General features: G+C 62.1%; 6 protein-coding genes. 2 read left to right on the forward strand and 4 right to left on the reverse strand.

Features of this window, described 5'->3' with window-relative positions; genetic code table 11:
* Positions 1–172 precede the first annotated feature (172 nt).
* Positions 173–13,156, reverse strand: coding sequence for a non-ribosomal peptide synthetase (locus LOY68_RS22330; RefSeq protein WP_265039962.1), 12,984 nt, complete (start codon positions 13,154–13,156; stop codon positions 173–175).
* A gap of 371 nt (positions 13,157–13,527) precedes the next feature.
* Here LOY68_RS22330 and LOY68_RS22335 point away from each other — a divergent pair, with 371 nt between their 5' ends.
* Positions 13,528–14,076, forward strand: coding sequence for an RNA polymerase factor sigma-70 (locus LOY68_RS22335; protein WP_054614033.1), 549 nt, complete (start codon positions 13,528–13,530; stop codon positions 14,074–14,076).
* 129 nt (positions 14,077–14,205) lie between these two features.
* Here the strand turns inward: LOY68_RS22335 and LOY68_RS22340 are convergent, their stop codons facing one another.
* The 3 genes from LOY68_RS22340 to LOY68_RS22350 all read right to left on the reverse strand — a co-directional run bounded on the left by LOY68_RS22340 (position 14,206) and on the right by LOY68_RS22350 (position 16,833).
* Complete coding sequence (locus LOY68_RS22340) at positions 14,206–15,219, reverse strand: GNAT family N-acetyltransferase (RefSeq protein ID WP_163913267.1); 1,014 nt, start codon at positions 15,217–15,219, stop codon at positions 14,206–14,208.
* 100 nt (positions 15,220–15,319) lie between these two features.
* Positions 15,320–16,114: a substrate-binding periplasmic protein gene (locus LOY68_RS22345; RefSeq protein ID WP_204280839.1), complete on the reverse strand. Its 795-nt coding sequence runs from the start codon at positions 16,112–16,114 to the stop codon at positions 15,320–15,322.
* Between the two features lie 92 nt (positions 16,115–16,206).
* Positions 16,207–16,833, reverse strand: a complete 627-nt coding sequence (locus LOY68_RS22350; protein ID WP_054052124.1) for a TetR/AcrR family transcriptional regulator — start codon at positions 16,831–16,833, stop codon at positions 16,207–16,209.
* Between the two features lie 190 nt (positions 16,834–17,023).
* Here LOY68_RS22350 and LOY68_RS22355 point away from each other — a divergent pair, with 190 nt between their 5' ends.
* Positions 17,024–18,814: an acyclic terpene utilization AtuA family protein gene (locus tag LOY68_RS22355; protein WP_265045824.1), complete on the forward strand. Its 1,791-nt coding sequence runs from the start codon at positions 17,024–17,026 to the stop codon at positions 18,812–18,814.
* Positions 18,815–18,826 lie beyond the last annotated feature (12 nt).

The raw sequence follows: 18,826 nt of genomic DNA on the forward strand, positions 1-18,826 counted from the left end.
GGTCTACCGAAAAAGCCTTGGCAGGCTGAACCGGTACAGCTCGACAGTCAACGCGCAAATTGTAGCGAAAGTGCTGACGCCTTCGCGGGCAAGCCTCGCTCCTACAGGAGATTCGCATATCCCTGTAGGAGCGAGGCTTGCCCGCGAAGAGGCCCTCACTGACACTGGAGAATCAAAGCCCCTCCAACTCCGCCATCAGGTCATTCAACCGATCGACCTTCTCCTCGGTCATGTCATTCGCCGCCAACCCGTCGATGTACTCGGCCAATTCCTCCACCGTGCTGCACTCGAACATCGCCCGCAACGGCACGTCCCGTTGCAACGATTTCTGCACCCGCGAAGCAATCTGTGTCGCCAGCAGCGAATGGCCGCCCAGTTCAAAGAAGTTGTCGCGAATACCGACCTTCTCGACCTTCAGCACCTCGGCCCAGATATCTGCCAGGGTCTGCTCCAGCTCATTGCGCGGCGCCTGGTAATCCTGGCTCTGCAACTGGCCGATCTCCAGCGCCGGCAGCGCCTTGCGATCGAGCTTGCCGTTGGCATTCAGCGGCAGCTTGTCGAGCCACAACCAGTGCAGCGGCACCATGTATTCCGGCAGTTCGGCGCGCAGGCGTTGCTTGATCCGCTCCAGGCGTTCGCTCGGGTTAAGCGCCGAATCCGCCGCCACCAGATAGCCGACCAGATGCTTGCCGTTCACACCTTCCTGCACACCTACCGCGCCGTCGCGGACTTCCGGTTGCTCGTGCAGACGCGCCTCGATTTCTCCCAACTCGATACGGTAACCGCGAATCTTCACCTGATGGTCGATGCGTCCGACGTATTCCAGCACGCCGTCATTGCGCCGACGAGCCAGGTCGCCCGTGCGATACAGACGATCACCCGGCTCGCCAATCGGGTTCGGCACAAACACCTGGGCGGTGCGCAGCGGATCGCTGACGTAACCGCGACCGACACCCGTACCCGCGACGCACAACTCGCCCACCGCGCCCAACGGCACCAGTTCCAGCGCGCCATCGAGCAGGTACAAGCGGTTGTTGTCGGTCGGCGTACCGATCGGCAAATAACTGCCGCGAGTCGAGGCCATGTCGACCCGGAAGAACGCCACGTCATCCGAGCATTCCGCCGGACCATAGGCGTTGACCAGCCCGATCTCCGGGTAGCGCAGCAGCCATTGGTGCGCCAGTTCCGGCGGCATTGCTTCGCCGGTCGGCAGCATCCAGCGCAAGCCGTCGAGGCTCATGCGCTCCTGCGCGAGCATGCCCTGGATCAGCGACGGCACGCTTTCGAGCACGGTAATGCCTTGGTTCTGTACGTGAGCGAGCAAGCCTTGCGGATCATGGGCGATGGTGTTCGGCACGATGTCCACCCGCGCGCCGAACAGCGGCGCGGCGAGGAACTGCCAGACCGAAATATCGAAGCTTTGCGAAGCGGTTTGCGCGATCACATCGCTAGCGCTGAGGTTCAGATACGGCACCTTGCTCAACTGGTTATTCAGCATGCCGCGCTGCTCGACCATCACGCCCTTCGGCAAACCGGTGGAGCCCGAGGTGTAGATCACGTAGGCCAAATTATCCGGGGCGCTGTAGATGCCCGGGTTTTGCACCGACGCATCGCTCGCTTGCACGTCTTCCCAGACCAGCAACTTCGGCCGATTGGCGCAGCCGAATTCGTCCAGCAACGCCAGCGCTTGCTCGCGGCAGGCCTGAGTGCAGACCAGCAACGGCGTGCGGCTCAGGTCAATGATACGGCTCAGGCGCTGACTCGGCAGGCCCGGATCCAGCGGCAGATAACCGGCACCGGCCTTCAAGCTGCCGATGATCATGCCGAGCAAATCGAGGTTACGTTCGGCGAGCAACGCCACCGGTTGGTCCAGCCACACTCCCGCCGCGATCAACGCGTGACCGAGACGGTTGCTGCGCTGGTTCAGCTCGACGTAACTGTGCAGCCGGTCGAGGCAACTCGCCGCGATGCGTTGCGGATGCTGCGCGACCTGGGCTTCGAACAGTTCGACGTAACTTTTTTCCAGCGGGTATTCATGTTCGCTCTGGTTGCAGCCATCGACCAGGAAGTCCTGTTCCTCGCTGCCCAGCAACGGCAAGTCGGCCATGTCGCCATGGAAACCTTGCACCAGCGCCAGCAGCAGACGCTTGAACTCGCCGAGCATGCGCTCGACCGTGGTTTCGTCGAAATAACGCTGGTCGTAGGAGATGTGCAAACCAAGGTCATCCCCCGGGTAGCAGACCGCCGTCAGCGGGAAGTTGGTGTGGGTGCGGCCCGAATCCGAGGTGGCGTTGAGGCTCTGCGCACGGTCCAGCACCGAGACTTCCACCGGGGCGTTTTCGAACACGAACAGGCTGTCGAACAACGGCTGGCCTTTCGGCAGTTCGCTGTTTTCCTGGATCGTCACCAGCGGCAGGTATTCGTACTCGCGCAGTTGCATGTTGCTGTCGAGCAAACCGCTCAGCCACTGGCGCACGCTGACTCGCTGATCGTCTTCCGGCATTTTCACCCGCAGCGCGATGCTGTTGATAAACAGCCCGACCGTGCGTTGCATCTCCGGCATTTCCACCGGACGCCCGGCCACCGTCACGCCGAACAGCACGTCGCGATCACCGCTCAAGCGCCGCAGTACCAACGCCCATGCCGCTTGGGCAAAAGTGTTGATGGTCAACTGATGGGCCTGGGCCAGTTCACGCAATTGCGCGCCGTCACGGGCATCAAGTCGGGTGTAGCGGTCGCCAACGATCATGCCGCCGCTGTCGCCGGCGTGTTCGCGCAGGAACGGGCGGTCACTCGGGATCGGCGTGGTCCGTTCGAAGCCTTGCAGGTTGGTTTTCCACCACTGCCGCGCTTCGGCCAGGCTCTGGCGTTGCAGCCAGCCGATGTAGTCGCGATAACGCGGCGGCACGACCAATTGCGCGTCGCGGCCTTCGCCGAGCGCCATGTAGATTTCGAAGAAATCGTTCATCAGCAGCGAGCGGCACCAGGCATCGATCAGGATGTGGTGGTTGCTCATCATGAACCAGTAGCGTGCCGCGCCGACCTTGATCAGGCGCAGGTGGAACGGTGCCTGGTTGAGCAAATCGAAACCGGCCTCACGCTCGCTTTTCAGCAGTGCTTGCAGCTTCGGTTCTTGCTCGATGTCGGCGACCGCAGTCCAGTCCAGATACTCGATCGGCGTGCTGCCCGGTTTGTGGATCACTTGCAGCATGTCTTCGCCGACGTTCCAGCAGAACGAGGCGCGCAAGGCTTCGTGACGGGCGATCACCGCTTGCCAGGCCTGGGCGAAACGCTCGGGGTCGAGCTCGCTGTTGATGCGATAACGGTCCTGCATGTAATAGAGGCCGGTGCCCGGTTCCAGCAAGGTGTGCAGCAGCATGCCTTCCTGCATCGGGGTCAGCGGGTAGACGTCTTCGATCACGGCGGCCGGAATCGGCAGCGCATCGAGTTGCGGTTGGGTCAACCGGGCCAGCGGGAAGTCCGACGGCGTCAGGCCACCGGCCTCGTCTTGCAGGCAATGTTCGATCAGGCTTTGCAACTCGCCCAGGTAGGCATTCGCCAGGTCGCTGATGGTGTGCGGATCGTGGCGCTCGGCGCTGAAGGTCCAGCGCAGCACCAGTTCACCACCGTAGACCTGACTGTCGACGCTCAGCTCGTTTGGCAGCGGCGCGTGAGAATCATGGGCTGCGCCGACCGGTTCATCGAGAGGCCGGAACAACGCGTCCGCGCCGAAGCTCTGGTCGAACTGGCCGAGGTAGTTGAAGGTGATCGGCGCCACCGGCAATGCGGCCATGGTCTGGCGGCACAGGTCATCGGCGAGGTAACGCAACACGCCATAACCCAGGCCCTTATGCGGCACAGCGCGCAGTTGTTCCTTGATCGCCTTGATCGAGTCGCCCTGCTCCAGCGCCGGGATCAGTCGCAGCGGATAAGCGCTGGTGAACCAACCCACGGTGCGGGTCAGGTCGATCTCGTCGAACAGGGTTTCGCGGCCGTGACCTTCGAGTTGAATCAATGCCGATTCGTGACCACTCCAGCGGCACATGCCCCTAGCCAACGCGGTCAGCAGCAGGTCGTTGACCTGAGTGCGATACGCGGCCGGCGCCTGTTGCAGCAATTGCCGGGTGCGCTCGGCATCGAGGCGCACGCTGACGGTTTGTGCATGACGATTTTGCTGGCCACCTTGCGGGCGATCACATGGCAGCTCAACGCTTGGTCCTGCCAGTTGTGATTGCCACCAGTCCAGTTCTTCGCGCAGGGATTCGCTGCCGGCATAGGCCTGCAAGCGTTCCGCCCAGTCCTTGAAGGCGCTGGTTTTCGCCGGCAGTTTCACCGACTGTTGCGCATCGAGTTGACGGTAGACCGTTTGCAGATCGTCCAGCAAAACCCGCCACGAAACACCGTCCACCACCAAGTGGTGAATGGCGATGAACAGGCGTTGTTGGCCTTCGGGACCATCGACCAGCAAGGCACGCAGCAGCGGGCCTTGTTCGAGGTCGAGACTGCGCTGGGCATCGGCAAACAGCGCGCTGCACTTGTCCATGGACGCAACGCGCACCTGCCACAGCACCGGGGTGTCATTCAGCGCTTGGTGCGCGGCATGCCATTGCGAGTCCACTTGAGTGAAGCGCAGGCGCAAGGCGTCGTGTTGCTCGATCACCGCCAGCAGCGCTTGCTCCAGACGATGCGGTTCCAGCGCCACGGTCGGTTCCAGCAGCAACGCCTGGTTCCAGTGTTGGCGCTCGGGGATATCCGTGTCGAAGAACCAGTGCTGGATCGGCGTCAAACCCGATTCGCCAACCAGCAAACCTTGCTCGGCGGTAACTTGCTCGGTGCGCGTCGCGACGGCGGCGAGGGTCTGCACGGTCTGGTGCTGGAACAGGTCTCGCGGGCTGAAGTGAATGCCCTGCTGCCGCGCGCGGCTGACCACCTGGATCGACAGGATCGAGTCGCCGCCCAGTTCGAAGAAGTTGTCGTTGAGGCCGACTTGCGCGACGTTCAGCACTTCGCACCAGATGCCAGCCAACGTCAGCTCAAGTTCATTGCTCGGCGCCACGTAGTGCTGGCGGTTCAGCTCCGGATCCGGCGCCGGCAGTGCGCGGCGGTCGAGTTTGCCGTTGGCGGTCAGCGGCATGCTCGCAAGCAGGATCAGGTGCGTCGGCACCATGTAGTCCGGCAGTTGCGATTTGAGGTGAACCTTGAGCGCTTCACGCAGTGCGACTTGTTGAGTTTCGTCCTGCTCGGAGACCTCAGTGACCAGATAGCCAACCAGTTGTTTGCCGCTCGGTGCATCCAGCGCCAGGACCACGGCTTCACGGATGGATTGGTGTTCCAGCAGACGGGTTTCGATCTCGCCCAGCTCGATGCGGAAACCACGTATTTTCACTTGATGGTCGATGCGCCCGAGGTATTCCACCAGGCCATCGGCACGCTGGCGCACCAAGTCGCCGGTGCGATAGATACGCCCGCCGTTACTGGCAAACGGATCCGCGACAAAGCGCTCCGCCGTCATGCTCGCCCGCTCGTGATAACCCTGGGCCAGGCCAGCGCCGCCGACGTACAACTCGCCGGTCGCGCCTTGCGGCACGAGGGCCAAATCGGCGTCGAGAATGTACGCCACGCGGGCGCCGATCACGCTGCCGATTGGCACACTGCCGAGGCCTTCTTCCAACACCTCCGGCGCCAGACTGGCCAGCGGCATGACCACGGTTTCGGTCGGGCCGTAAGCGTTGAAAAACATGCTTGGTTTGAACGCCGCACGAATCCGCGCCAAGTGTTCGCCGGTCAACGCTTCGCCGCCGGTGATGATCATGCGCACCGGCAGGGTTTCGCCCTGAGTCGCCAGCCACTGCGCCAACTGGCTGCCGTAGCTCGGGGTGAAACCGAGGATGTTGATCTGATGCTGGCGGATCAGACCACAGATTTCTTCCGCGTCCCATTGTCCTTGGGCACGCAACACCACTTGTGCGCCGCTCAACAACGGCACCAACAGACGCTCGGTGGCGGCGTCGAAGTTGATCGAATAGAAGTGCAGTTCGCAGTCGTCGGGACGCATGCCGAAACGCTCGATCACTGCTTGGCAATGCATGGCGATTTCGCCGTGGGACACCACCACGCCTTTCGGTTTACCGGTGGAGCCAGAGGTGTAAATCAGGTACGCCTGATGTTGCGGCAGGCTGATAAACGGCAGCTCGCTGGCCGGGTAATTGGCCAGTTCCGCCGCGTCGTCTTCCAGGCACCAGCGCGCCACGTTCGGTGGCAATTCAACGAGGGCGTTGAACATGGCGGTGTCACTGAGAAGCAGACCAATGCCGCTGTCTTCGATCATGTAATGCAGGCGATCCAGCGGGTATTCCGGGTCCAGCGGCACGTAGGCGCCGCCAGCCTTGAGGATCGCCAGCAGGCCGATGACCATTTCCAGTGAACGCTCCAGCGCCAGGCCGACACGAACCTGCGGGCCGACACCGCGCTCGCGCAGCATCCAGGCCAGGCGATTGGCGCGGCTGTCGAGTTCGGCGTAGCTCAGGGTTTCGCCAGCAAACGTCAGGGCCGGCGCATCTTTGCGCGCCAGCGCTTGCTCGCTGAACAGGTGATGAATGCATTGGTCCAGGCGATGTTCGCCCGGCTCGATGCCGAGGCTGTTCAGCAGGTTTTTCTGTTCCGTCCCTTCAAGCAACGGCAACTCGCTGAGGCGCTGCTGCGGATCGGCGAGCAAGGCTTCCAGCAGATTGCGCCAGTGCCCGGCCATGCGTGCGATGCGCGGTTCGTCGAACAGGTCGGTGCTATACGTCAGGCAGCAACCCAGCCGATGGTCGAGGTCGGTGACTTCCAGATTAAGGTCGAACTTGGTCGCCCGGGCATCGTTGGCCAGGTATTCGACGGTCATGCCGGCCAGGGTGCGGCTCTGCTGGAATTCCCAGCGCTGCACGTTGCACATCACCTGGAACAGCGGGTTGTAAGCGGCGCTGCGCGGTGGCTGCAAGGCTTCGACCAAATGATCGAACGGCAGGTCCTGATGGGACTGGCCTTCGATCACGGTGTGGCGAACTTGCTCGAACAACTCGCCGACGGACATTTGCCCGTCGAGCTGGCAACGCAACACTTGGGTGTTGAGGAACGCGCCGATCAGCCCTTCGCTTTCCGGGCGGATGCGGTTGGCCACCGGCGCGCCGATGCGCAAATCGGTCTGGCCGCTGTAGCGGTAAAGCAGCACGGCCAGGGCGGCGGTCATGGTCATGAACAGGGTCAGACCGTTTTGCGCGTTGAAGGCGCGCACCCGTGCCGCGAGGTCGTCGCTCAGGTCGAAACGGAACAGTTCGCCCTGGTGACTTTGCACCGGCGGACGCGGACGGTCGGCGGGCAATTCCAGCAGCGGATGTTCGCGGCCCAGTTGCGCGGTCCAGTAGTCGAGTTGGCGCTGGCGCTCGCCGGATTCAAGCCACTGACGCTGCCAGACGCTGTAATCCAAGTACTGCACCGGCAACGCTTCCAGCGGCGATTCGCGGTCATCGACGAAGGCTTCGTAGAGCGCGCTCAATTCACGGGCGAAGATGTCCATCGCCCAGCCTTCGGTGACGATGTGGTGCAGGGTCAGCACCAGGTAATGTTCCTGCTCGGCAGTCTTGACCAGGCAGGCGCGCAGCAGCGGGCCGGTTTCCAGATTGAACGGCGTGTGCGCTTCGCTATCCGCCAGCGCCTGGACCCGTTGCTCGCGCAGCTCGGCGTCGAGGGCCGAGAAATCCTTCCAGTCCATGCGCATGCCGGTATCCGCATGCACCTGTTGCCGGGCCACACCGTCGACACTCGGGAACGTGGTGCGCAGGGTTTCGTGGCGGATGATCAGCGCTTGCAGCGCCGCTTCGAAACGCCCGACATCCAGCACCCCGCGCAGCCGCGCCATGCCGCCGACGTTGTAGGCCGGGCTGTCCGGCTCCATCTGCCAGAGGAACCACATGCGCTGCTGGGAATAGGACAGCGGCACCGCTTGGCTGCGATCGACTTTCTCGATCGGCGGTTGTTTGTTGGTGTGGCCGCTGGCCTGGATCAGACGCACCTGTTCGGCGAACGCGCCCAGTTCACTGTTTTCGAACAGCGCACGCAGCGGCAATTCGACGTCGCAAGCCTGACGAGTGCGGGAGATGATTTGCGTGGCCAGCAGCGAATGGCCGCCGAGCGCGAAGAAATCATCGCGCAGGCCGATCTGCTTCTGGCCCAACACTTCGCGCCAGATGCCGGCGATTTGTTGCTCCAGTTCGGTAACTGGCTCGACGTGTTCGCGAACCTGCCACTGCGGTTCAGGCAAGGCGCGACGATCGAGCTTGCCGCTTGGGCTCAGGGGCATTTCATCCAGACGCATCAGTTGCGCAGGCACCATGTATTCCGGCAACTCGGCGGCCAGCGCGGTTTTCAGGCGTGCTGTTTGAAAATCAATGTCTTCGGAGGAATCCGTAGAGGTGTAGTAACCAATCAACTGACCGCCAGCCGCCGTTTCGCGCACCAGCACCACCGCTTGGGCAACGCCGTCCTGGGCCAGCAGACGCGCTTCGATTTCTTCCGGCTCAACCCGGAAGCCACGCAACTTGACCTGCTGATCGAGGCGTCCGAGGTATTCGATCACGCCATCGGCGGTCCAGCGCGCACGGTCGCCGGTGCGGTACAAACGCGCGCCCTGCTCGCCCAGCGGATCGACCACGAAGCGTTCAGCAGTCAGCGACGGACGACCGAGATAACCCCGGGCCAGGCCGATACCGCTGATGCACAGTTCACCCGGCACACCGGCCGGGACAGGATTGAGATCGCTGTCGAGTACGCGGCAGATCACATTGCCCAACGGCCGGCCAATCGGCGAACGTTCGCCATCCGCCGTGGTGCAATGCCAATGGGTGACGTTGATCGCGGTTTCAGTCGGGCCGTAGCGGTTGTGCAGCTGCACCGCTGGCAGTTGCTCCAGCACACGGTTGCGCAGCTCGACGGGCAAGGCTTCGCCACCGGAAAAAACCCGGCGCAGGCTGGTGCATTCGGTAGTCAGCGGCTCTTCGATGAATAGCGCCAGCAACGGCGGCACGAAGTGCAATGTGGTCACGCCGTATTGCTGGACCAGTTGCGCGATGCGGTGGGGATCGCGGTGTTCGCCGGGGCCGGCAATCAACAAACGTGCGCCGGTGATCAGCGGCCAGAAGCATTCCCACACCGACACGTCGAAACTGATCGGCGCTTTTTGCATCAGCACGTCGGTGTCGTTCAGACGATAGGTGTGCTGCATCCATTGCAGGCGTTCAGCGAGGGCCGCGTGGGTGTTGCCGACGCCTTTCGGCTGGCCGGTGGAGCCCGAGGTGTAAATCACGTAGGCCAGGTTGTCGCCGTGCAGGTGCAGACCCGGTGCCTGACTCGGCCAGTTTTCCAGGTGCAACGCGTCCATGGCGATCACGCTGACGCCGTCGGTAGCTGGCAAGCGGTCGAGCAATTCAGTCTGAGTCAGCATCAATTCGACGCCGCTGTCGCTGAGCATGTAGGCCAGGCGCTCCGCCGGGTAATCCGGGTCCAGCGGCACGTAGGCGCCACCGGCCTTGATGATCGCCAGCAGGCCGATCAGCAATTGCGGCGAACGCTCGGCGGCGATGGCCACGCACACATCCGGGCCGACGCCTTTGTCGCGCAGGTAATGCGCTAGGCGGTTGGCCTGGGCGTGCAGCTCAGCGAAGTCGAGTTGCCCACCGTCCCAGATCAGCGCGGTGCGTTCCGGGGTCTGGCGCAGTTGTTCGTTGAGCAATTCCGGGAGCCATTGGCTGGCCGGTGTGCAGGGTGCCGCGCTCCATGAGGCTTGCTGATCGTGCTCGTTTGAGGTCAGCAGTGGCAGGTCGCCGATGGCTTGCTGAGGTTGTTCGCAAACCTCGCGCAACAGGTTGGTGAAGTGTTCCGCCAGGCGCTCGATGGTCGCGGCGTCGAACAGTTCGCTGGCGTAGTCGAAGGACAGGCTCAGGCGCCCGTTGCGGTCTTCTTCGCTGTGCAGTTGCAAGTCGAACTTGGCTTCGCGGCTGTGCCACGGCAACTCTTCGGCAAGCAACCCCGGCAAGCGGCGCAGTGCGCTCAAGTCGCGCTGCTGGTGGTTGAACATGACCTGGAACAATCCAGACTCGCGAGCCTGCGGGAACGCTTCAAGCAGTTGCTCGAACGGCAGATCCTGATGAGCCTGGGCGCCGAGCGCGGCTTGGCGGGTTTGCGCCAGCAGCTCAACGAATGGCAGGCGTGAATCCACCTCGGCGCGCAGCACTTGGGTGTTGATAAAGAAGCCGATCAGGCCCTGGGTTTCCAGGCGCGGACGGTTGGCGTTCGGCACGCCGATGCGAATGTCACGCTGACCGCTATAGCGGTGCAACAGGCTCTGGAACGCGGTGAGCAAGAGCATGAACGGCGTGGCTTCATGCGCCTGGGCAGTCTGGCGAATCGCTTCGCTCAGGCTCACACCCAAACGCACGCTGTGACGCGCGGCGCTGTGGATGTGCTGCGCCGAACGCGGATGATCCGTGGCCAGGCTTAGCACCGGGTGCTCATCGCCCAACTGGTTTTTCCAGTAGGCCAGTTGCCGCTCGCCCTCGCCCTGCGCCAGCCATTGACGCTGCCAACTGCCGTAATCGGCGTACTGGGTCGGCAATGCCGCGAGCGTGGCTTTCTGTCCTTGGGAGGCGGCGGCGTACAGCCGCGAGAACTCGTCGATCAATACGTTCAGCGACCAGCCGTCAGCGATGATGTGGTGCATCGTCACCAGCAGTTGATGGTCCTCGTCGTCGAGGCGCACCAGCGTCACCCACAGCAGCGGGCCTTTCTCCAGATCGAACTGGGTGCGGGCTTCGTCCTCACGGATTTGTTGCGCGCGCAGTTCACGCTTGTCGACGGGCAAATCGCTGATGTCGATCAGTTGCAGGTTGAACTCACTGGCCGCATCGACCCGTTGCAGGGCCACGCCGTCACGTTCGAAGAAGCGTGTGCGCAGGGATTCGTGACGTTCGATCAGTTGCTGGAAACTCGCGCGCAATGCGTCTTCGTCCAGCTCGCCACGCAAACGCAGGGCGCCAGGAATGTTGTAGGCGCTGCTCTGCGGGTCGAGTTGCCAGGTGATCCACAAACGGTTTTGTGCCAGGGATTGCGGCATGGCTTCAGTGCGCGACAACGCTGTGATCGCGCCTTGGGCGAGGCCGCCATCCTGTTGCAGCCGGGCGACGGTCTCGGCGAAGGCGCCGAGGGTCGGGGCTTCGAACAGCAGGCGCAGGTTCAGCTCCAGGCCCAGCTCTTCACGCAAGCGCGCGACTACCTGAGTGGCGGCGATGGAGTTGCCGCCGAGCAGGAAGAAGTGATCGTCGGCATTGACCTGTTTGACGTTGAGTTGCTCGCACCAGATTGTGGCGATCAGGCTTTGCAGCTCGGAAGCGGATTGCGCCGTGGCTTCGTTTTCTACTTCTGCCGACGGGAACAGCGCGTAGCTGTCGAGGCTGCCGTCCGCCAGGCGATTGCGGCACGCCGAGCGTTGCAGTTTGCCGCTGGAGGTCTTCGGCAGCGCACCGGGATTGAGCAGCACCACCACGCTCGGCGCTTCCTGATACGCCTCGGCCACGGCTTGGCGGATGGCTTTGATCAGTGCGTCGGGCGGCAGGATTCTCTGCACGCTGCGGCTGATTTCCGCCGCGATGCCGATGCCTTCCTGACCGTCGATATTCACCGCGAACGCCGCGACACGCCCCTTGCGCACCACTTCCACTTCGCGCTCGACGGTTTGCTCGATGTCCTGTGGATAAAGATTGTGGCCGCGCACGATCAGCATGTCTTTCAGGCGCCCGGTGATGAAAAACTCACCTTCACGCTTGAAGCCCAGGTCGCCGGTGCGCAGCCAGGTACGGCCCGCGTGCTGGACGAAAGTCTTGGCGCTGGCCTCGGGGTTGCGCCAGTAACCGTGGGCGATGCTCGGCCCGGTGGCCCAGACTTCGCCGACGACATTGTCGGCAAGTTCGGTCAAAGCAACCGGATCGATAATCAGCACCGCGTGCTCCGGCTGGCTGATGCCGCAACTCATGATCTCCGTGCCCTCGCCCGCTTCGGCACGGTTTTGTGCCAATGCCTGATCGTCTACGCGCAGGTTGCCGATGCCCTGGCCGCGCGGGGTGCCGGCGACGAACAGCGTGGCTTCGGCCAGACCGTAAGAGGCCATGAAGCTGTCCGGGGTGAAGCCGCAAGTGGCGAATTTCTCGGCGAAGCGTTCCAGGGTGTCGAGACGAATCGGCTCGGAGCCGGAGTACGCCACGCGCCAACCGCTCAGGTCGAGGCGTTCCAGCGCCGATTCGCTGACCCGTTCGCTGCACAGTCGATAAGCGAAGTCCGGTCCGCCGCTGATGGTGCCACCGTATTCGCTGATCGCTTCGAGCCAGCGCAACGGCCGGCCGAGGAAGTACGCCGGCGACATCAATACGCACGGCACGCCGCTGAAAATCGGCTGCAACAAGCCGCCGATCAGGCCCATGTCGTGGTACAGCGGCAACCAACTGACGATCACGTCGTCCGGGTTCAGGTCAATGCCGAAGCCATGGCGGATCAGCAGTTCGTTGGCCACCAGGTTGCCGTGGCTGACTTGCACGCCTTTAGGCAACGCGGTGGAGCCGGAGGTGTATTGCAGGAAAGCGATGTGATCGTCTTCGAGATCCGGCGCGACCCAGCGTTCGGCCATATTGCTGTCGAGGGTGTCGACGCAAAGCAACGGCGGCGCACCTTCAATTTGCAGCAAGGCGTCGCGCAGGCCGGCGCTGGTCAATAGCAGACGAGGTTCGGCATCGCTGATGATCGACAGCAGGCGTTCCTGGTGATGACGCTTGGTCGATTCCGGCGGATAGGCCGGCACGGCGATGACACCGGCATACAGGCAACCAAAAAACGCCGCGACGTAATCCGGGCCACTGGGAAACAACAGCACCGCGCGATCGCCAAATCCGGCCTCGGCCTGCAACGCGCCGGCAATGGTGCGGGCGCGTTGATCCAGCTCTTGGTAACTGAGTACCACCGTCTGATCCGGGGTTTCGGCGAGAAAACGCAAAGCCACGCGATCCGGCGTCAGGGCCGCGCGGCGCTGGAGGGCTTGGACCAGTGTGCTGGGGAGTTCGAACGCGTCGGTCATGAGGTTTCCTGCCTGAATTCGGCTTACAAGTTGGAATCGGTTTTCCTACGTCACGCTCATACAAATGGCGTGCAGGGCGCGGTCTTCGCCGACCGCGCAGGGCTTGGGAATGCTGTTTTGGCCGGGACGTGTCCGGAACCATTCACCAATGAGAACGATTGATGTCTTGAAATAATTAGTCGGCAGCCTTGAACGGCAACCAGGCTGGGGCGCGACAGCGTGTCGCAGTTCGCACTCTGCACTTTTGTGGAGCATTAATTCTCTTTCTCAATTGACAATCATTATCATTCAACATAATTTGTCGCTCGATGTGTAGGACGGCTCCGAAACGCTTGTCGTCCCACAACCCTATTTGCAGCAAGGTGATTTCCATGACGGAACAAGTATCCACAAGCAGGTGCGATTCACCGCTACTTCAGGCCTTTGTCGACAACCGACTGATTCTGGTCAAAATTGCAGCCCGCATTACCGGCTGCCGGTCGCGGGCTGAGGACGTGGTGCAAGATGCGTTTTTCCGGCTGCAATCGGCGCCGCAGATCACGTCTTCATTCAAGGCTCAGCTCAGTTACCTGTTCCAGATCGTGCGCAACCTGGCGATCGATCACTACCGCAAACAGGCGCTGGAGCAGAAGTATTCGGGCCCTGAAGAGGAAGGTCTGAACGTGGTGATCCAGGGCGCTTCGCCAGAAACCTCGCACATCAATTTCTCGACCCTGGAACACATCGCCGATGCGCTGACCGAGCTGCCCAGCCGCACGCGTTATGCCTTCGAGATGTACCGCCTGCACGGCGTGCCGCAAAAGGACATCGCCAAGGAACTCGGCGTCTCGCCGACCCTGGTGAATTTCATGATTCGTGATGCGCTGGTGCACTGCCGCAAGGTATCGGGGAGTCGGGCGGATACGTTTGCCCGGCGTTAAGATCTGAAATCCAGTTGCCCCTCCAATTCGCGAGCAGGCTCGCTCCCACAGGGTTTGCGCTGAACCTGTGGGAGCGAGCCTGCTCGCGAAGGCTGACTCAAGACCGCAAAGAATCTTGAGCCCTACGCATTACGCCAACCTGCACCGATCAAAAAACCGCTCACGCCCCAACACCATCAGCGCCGCGCGCTTGTGCGGGAAGTCGAACTCTTTTTCGCAATGAAAACACTGGTTGTGCATATGCCCGATCATCTTCGCGTTGTCGGCGCGAGGCTCGGCGACCACGCGTTGGGTGCGCGGATCATCCAGAAACAGGTAATGCACCAGCGCCGATAACCAGCTCGCGACTTTGTGCGGGCCGCGATGCGCCTCTTCCCCCACCAACATGTGAATGCCACGGTCGTAATCGCCGGCGTCATAGAACGGCGCGATGCGATCTTCCTTGGCCCAATAGGCTTCAAAGTAGGCGAACGGCTGATCATCGAAACAACCGATCAGCGTCAGGGTGTGCGGGTCGGCGTCGAGCTTGCTCAAGTACTCGCGATGCTTCTCGAGGCTGCCCTGCTCCTCCCAGAAATTTGCAACCCGCGGGCTGTTCTGCCAGCGATTGAAGCGCGGCAGGTCCTGTTCGATTTCTACCGTGCGCAAGGAAATCCACGCACCGAGACGCGCGTCGAAACGTCGATAGACTTCACCGCGCGGTTTGGCCGGGCGCAACGGATGGCGCTTGCCGGCGCTGATGACCATTTGCTGTGGATAAATGCCCGTCAGCGACTCCCCCAGCCACGGCTGCGGCAACTGCCAGAACAGCGTGCGCTCGCAACGGTACTCACCGAGTTTTTCGGTCGGGATCAGCAAACCGCTGAGCAAGGCTTCGGTCGGCGCTTCGCCGAGGCGCCAGGTCAGGCGCTGGCAATCCGGATCACGCGCAAACAGCCAATAACACGCCGCCCAGAACGCCTGGCCGGCAGGCAGCCCGAAGCGTTCTTCCACTTCGATGTGCAACCCGGGTTCACGAGACAGACGCAAACGAATCAGCGGCTGCCCTTCCAGGCTGAGGCTCAGCCGGTTTTCGGTTTCATCGGCTACAAGACTGCGCCCTGACGGCAGGGCCAGGGCAGTCAGGTCATTCAGATTGGACATGGGTCGGGCTCACAGTAATCGTCGACAGTTCAACGATGTGACGTGAGCCGAAGCAGGAAATTTAAGCGAAGTCTTTAAATCCGCATTCTGGGGCAGGGTTTCAAGGCTTGGGCACCGGCACCACGGCGATCTTGTACGGCTCGAAAATCTTCAGCATCTGGCCGTTGTCGCGCAAGCCTTGCAGCAACTGGCTGAACGCCGGGCCACTGATCGGTGCGGCCGGGCTGAGCAGCGCGTAGTGGTGGTAAACCTGATCGATGCGTTGGGACACCAGCAATTCATCGGCGACTTTTTCGTTGCGCAGCAAGTAATCGCTCAGGTAAGAGCGCGTGACCAGGGCAATGTCCGCTCGATCACGCAGCACCATCAGCAGGTTGCTGTCATGGGAATAGGTCAGCGTGGCGTTGTAATTCTGCGCGAGGAATTTCGGGTCGGCGTTGAAGTTGGCGAATTCGTAGTGATAGCCACTGAACAGTGCGAGACGCTTGCCCGTGAGGTCGGCAAAGTAACTCTGCTGACGATCGGGTTTACGTTGCGCGACAAAAATCTCGGCGTCTTCCAGGCCCATGTCGACGGTGGTGTGAGGAATGTCCTTCCAGCCCCAGTCCGGGTTCTCGAAGATCGCCATGTCCACCCGGCCCTGCTTGAAATCTCCGAAACGCCGGGGAATAGAAGTGGGTACCAGCACGAAATGGTAGTCGGTCTGCAATTGATTCAGGGCTTCCACCAATTGCGGCAACAAACCGGTGTCGGCACCAGACTCCGGGCGCACGGTGTAAGGCGGAAAGTGCGCCGCGCCGACCCGCACCTGTTGCGCCGCCTGGGACGGTAATACCCATAGCACCGCGAATGCCGCCAGCAAAAGCCGCGAGACCGTCCAACTTGGCGAAGACATCAAAACAACCCACTCCCCGAAAAAATACGCATCAATCCATTCAAGCTAGGCGGTTTCGCCTACTTAGCCAGTTTATCGTCGAGATAGACGTCTTACTGCCGTTCTTCCAGCACCAGAATCAACGCCTCATCGGCCAATTGATCAAGGCTCATGCTGCCGCCGGCGCGAAACCAGGTGGTGGTCCAGGACAACGCGCCCGTCAGGAAACGCCGGGTGATGAACACGTCGCCACGGATAAACCCGGCGTCCTTGGCCTCGCCCAGCACTTGCAGCCAGATCTCTTCATAAATGTCGCGCAGGGCCAACACGTGGACCTGCCCTTCTGCGGACAACGAACGCCATTCATACACCAGCACCGCCATGGCTTCGCCGCTACCGCCCATGATCGACTGCAACTCGCAGCGGATTAGCGCCAGCACCCGCTCGCGCACGTTGGCGGCCTCGGCCAGGGCAGCCTGCATCAACGCGGTGTTGTAGCGAATGGTTTCTTCCATCACTGCGCGCAGGATCTCGTCCTTGCTTTTGAAGTGGTGAAAAATACTGCCCGACTGAATGCCCACCGCGCTGGCCAGATCCCGCACCGTGGTGCGTTCATAACCTTTATTGCGGAACAGATGAGCCGCCACTTGCAGCAGTTTGCCGCGAGCGCTGTCCGGGTCGGTCAATTGGCCGTTGTCGACCAATTCGCGCATCACCCTCAGGGCTTTTTGCTCGTCCACCCGTTCTCTCCTACAGTCGTTCAGTCAGATGCGCCGCTCGCCGCTAAATCAGCGGGGTTGCGCGGGCAATTTAAGCTGGCCGGGGCGACCAAGCAAGCGCTTGGGGAGAAGATATTTCAGGCGTTTACAAACCAAGCGCTTGCTTGGTAGTCTCGGAGCACTTCTGTCGGAGCTGAGCATGGAGTTGACTGTGCCAAAAACCATCCGCATCGGTTGCGCCAGTGCCTTCTGGGGCGACACCTCGACCGCCGCCGCGCAACTGGTGCAAGGCGGGCGCCTGGACTATCTGGTGTTCGATTACCTGGCCGAGATCACGATGTCGATCATGGCCGGCGCACGGATGAAAGATCCCCAGGCCGGCTATGCCAGCGACTTCATCGAAGTGCTCAGCCCCCTGCTGCCGCAACTCGCCGAGCAGAAGATCCGCGTCATCAGCAACGCCGGCGGGGTCAACCCGCAAGCCTGCGCCGCCGCCCTGCAAGCAGCGTGCGACAAGGCCGGCGTGGCGCTGAAGATCGCCGTGCTGCTGGGTGATGACCTGCAACCGCAGTTCAAACAGCTCAGCAGCCAGGGCATTCGCGAAATGTTCAGCGGTGCGCCATTGCCACCGATGTGCGTCTCCACCAATACGTACCTCGGCGCACCGGGGATCGTCGAAGCCCTGCGCCTGGGGGCCGACATCGTCATTACCGGGCGGGTGGTCGACAGCGCCGTGGTCAGCGCCGCGCTGGTGCATGAATTCGGCTGGTCGTGGCACGACTACGACAAACTGGCCCAGGCCGCGCTGGCCGGGCACATCATCGAATGCGGCGCGCAGTGCACCGGCGGCAACTTCACCGACTGGCGCGAGGTGCCCGACTACGAGCACATCGGTTTCCCCATCGTCGAAGTCAGCGCCGACAGCCAGTTCATCGTCAGCAAGCCCGAAGGCTCCGGTGGGCTGGTCACGCCGCTGACCGTCGGCGAGCAGATGCTCTATGAAATCGGCGACCCGCGAGCCTATCTGCTGCCGGACGTGGTCTGCGATTTCAGTCAGGTCAAACTCCAGCAACAGGGCAAAAACGCGGTGCAGGTACACGGCGCCAAAGGCCTGCCGCCGACGGATCAATACAAGGTCAGCGCGACTTACCCGGACGGTTTCCGTTGCACCGCCAGTTGCCTGATCGCCGGTATCGATGCGGTGGACAAGGCGCGGCGGGTCAGCGAGGCGATCATCAACAAGACGTCGGAGATTTTCAGCCAGCGCGGCTGGGCGCCCTATAGCGAAGTCAACATCGAACTGCTCGGCAGCGAGGCCACCTACGGCCCCCACGGCCAGCGCCAGGACAGCCGCGAAGTGGTGATCAAACTCGCCGTGCGCCACCCGAGCAAACAAGCATTGATCGTGTTCTCCCGGGAAATCGCCCAGGCCGCCACCGGCATGGCACCGGGATTGACCGGGATCGTTGGCGGCCGGCCGACGGTGTATCCGCTGATCCGGCTGTTCTCGTTCCTGATCGACAAAACGGCCTGCACGCTGGAGATTGATCTCAAGGATCAACGCTATCCCTGCGCCCTGCCCGCCCTCGATGCGCTCGACCCCGCTGATCTGCCCGTGCCGTTCGAGCCACCCAAACCCACCGAGCGGGCCGACGCCAGCGTGGCGCTGATCAAACTCGCGGTGGCCCGTTCCGGCGACAAGGGCAACCACAGCAACATCGGGGTCATGGCGCGGGATCCGCAGTTCCTGCCATGGATTGCCGAAGCGCTGACGCCGGAGGTGATCGTCGACTGGATGAGCCACGTGCTTGATCCGGTCCACGGGCGTGTCGAGCGCTGGTATTTGCCCGGCACCCACAGCTTGAATTTCCTGCTGGAAAACGCCCTCGGCGGTGGCGGCGTGGCGAGCCTGCGGATCGATCCGCAAGGCAAGGCCTTCGCCCAGCAACTGCTGGAGATGCAGATTCCGGTGCCCCAGCGCATCGCCGACCAGGTCAACTAGAGGACCGCTGCC

It is taken from the genome of Pseudomonas sp. B21-053 (assembly GCF_026016365.1).
Taxonomy (GTDB): Bacteria; Pseudomonadota; Gammaproteobacteria; order Pseudomonadales; family Pseudomonadaceae; genus Aquipseudomonas; species Aquipseudomonas nunensis.